This is a genomic window from Ectothiorhodospira lacustris (assembly GCF_022227785.1).
Classification (GTDB): domain Bacteria; phylum Pseudomonadota; class Gammaproteobacteria; order Ectothiorhodospirales; family Ectothiorhodospiraceae; genus Ectothiorhodospira; species Ectothiorhodospira lacustris.
In genome coordinates this window covers 1-2,086 of record NZ_JAJNQM010000152.1, presented here as the reverse complement: position 1 = coordinate 2,086, position 2,086 = coordinate 1, and the positions used below count along the sequence as shown (strand labels likewise).

The window sequence follows — 2,086 nt, the reverse complement described above, 5'->3', positions numbered from 1 at the left end:
CGGCACCATCATCAAGCAGTTGGTGGAAACCGGTCAGTCCGTGGACACGGCGGAGCCCCTCTACCGCCTGGCCCAACTGAACCCCTTGTGGCTGGAAATCCATATCCCCTTGACGCAACTGGACACAGTCACCGTGGGTACCTCGGTCCTGCTCCCGGCCCAGGGGCTGAAAGGCCAGGTCATTGCCATCGGCAGTATGGTGCATGACAAGGATCAGGGCATCTTGCTCCGGGCACAAATCCCGGATGCCTCTGAGCGGTTGCGGCCCGGGCAGTTTCTGGAGGTCCAACTGGCCCAGCCGCTGCAACCGGGGCACTGGCGCCTCCCCGCCACGGCACTGGTGCGCCATGGCGGCGAGACCTGGATCCTTGTGGATGCGGACAACGCATTCCTCCCCCAGCCAGTACAGGTGGTGGCAAAGGAAGACCAGACCGTTGTGGTGCGCGCGCCACTAGAGCCTTCCAACCGGGTGGCAATACGCGGTGTTGCGGCAATGAAGTCCATCTGGCTGGGTGAGTAATTGACATGCTGACACGTTTGATAAAATTCTCGCTCAGCCAGCGCCTGCTGGTCTGCCTGGCGGTGCTGATCCTCATGGGCGCCGGCTGGCGAGCCTTTCAGGACACGCCCATTGATGCCTTTCCCGATGTTTCCACCACCCAGGTAAAGATCATCATCAAGGCGCCGGGGATGACGCCGGAGGAAATCGCCACCCGGATTACCAGTCTTGTCGAAGTAGAGATACTCGGCATCCCTCGTCAGACCCTGGCGTATCCCCACGTTTTTGCGGGCGGAATTCCTTGTGAAACAGTGGGATAAGGGGAGATGGGGGTGGACATGCACCGGCAAGATCGTGATTCTTTAAGGTGACGAAGCCAAAAAAGAGCCACGGAACAAATCGATGCACGCCACGGACCTGATTCACGCAAACTTGGGGGTTGCTTGTCAATCCATTCACCGCACTCGCTTCAACGCGCTGCTGACCGCAACGGTGGCGGCCCTGGACGGGCAGACCACCTCGGTAACCGGTCTTGGCCGGGCATCGCAGCGGCAGATCACCGAAAAGGCGAGCATCAAGCAGATAGATCGGCTCGTTGGTAACCCCAGGATGCATCGAGAGGCAGCGACGGTTTATCAGGCCATGGCCCACTGGCTGGTGGGGCAGGAAGAGCGCCCGGTGATTCTGGTGGATTGGTCGCCGGTGGCGGTGGATGAGAGCATTCACGTGTTGCGCGCCTCGGTGCCCGTGGGCGGTCAGGGAAGAACCCTGTACCAGGAGTGTCACCCTCAGGCCAAGTACGCTAACCGCCAGATACAGAATGATTTTTTGAAGCATCTCTCGGAGGTCTTGCCGGCTGGTGTCCGGCCGGTGATCGTCACGGATGCGGGTTTCAAAAAGCCCTGGTTTCTCGCCGTGGAAGCCTTGGGCTGGGACTGGATAGGCCGGGTGCGAGGCCTGGTTCAGATGACGCGCCCGGGGGAGGACACCTGGCTCAATACCCGCGAATTGGGCAGCTTGCTGGATGAGAATCAGCCGACCTGCATGGGCGCCTTTGCCATGACCCGCAACCGTTCTCTGGTGTGCCAGGTGTATGGTCTGCGCAAAAGCCTTCAAGGTCGTATCCATGCGACCCGGTCTGGCCAGCGGGCCCAGAGTGGCAAAAGTCGCGCGCATGCAGCTGGGCAGCGGGAACCCTGGGTCATTGCCACCTCCCTGCCCGGCGGGTCGAAGATCACCGACCGGGTGATAGCGATCTATTCGCTGAGGATGCAAATTGAAGAGGATTTCCGAGCCAGCAAGAATGAGCACTATGGACTTGGCGTGAATCGATCCCGTTCCCGCTCCGCGCAACGATTTGATGTGCTGTTGCTGATTGCCGCCCTGGCCAGCTTCGCGGCCTGGTTGGTGGGTCTGGCGGCAGAGCATGAGGGACGCTACCGCCACTACCAGCCCAACACCGCCAAACGACGGGTGTTGTCCCACTTTTTCCTGGGCTTGAGGGTATTACAGCGAGAATCAGCCAAGATCGCTGATGACACCTTACACCGCATCAGATCGGCAATACGAACCGTGTTTGCCGCCGGG

Annotated in this window: 3 protein-coding genes; all 3 read left to right on the top strand. The window is 60.4% G+C overall.

Going from position 1 to position 2,086, the window contains the following annotated elements:
* Positions 1-520: efflux RND transporter periplasmic adaptor subunit (locus tag LQ952_RS15740; protein WP_238623560.1), on the top strand; the 520-nt coding region annotated here is incomplete at its 5' end.
* Between the two features lie 5 nt (positions 521-525).
* Complete coding sequence (locus LQ952_RS15735) at positions 526-819, top strand: efflux RND transporter permease subunit (protein WP_430733779.1); 294 nt, start codon at positions 526-528, stop codon at positions 817-819.
* A gap of 82 nt (positions 820-901) precedes the next feature.
* Positions 902-2,086: IS4 family transposase (locus LQ952_RS15730; protein ID WP_238623559.1), on the top strand; the 1,185-nt coding region annotated here is incomplete at its 3' end.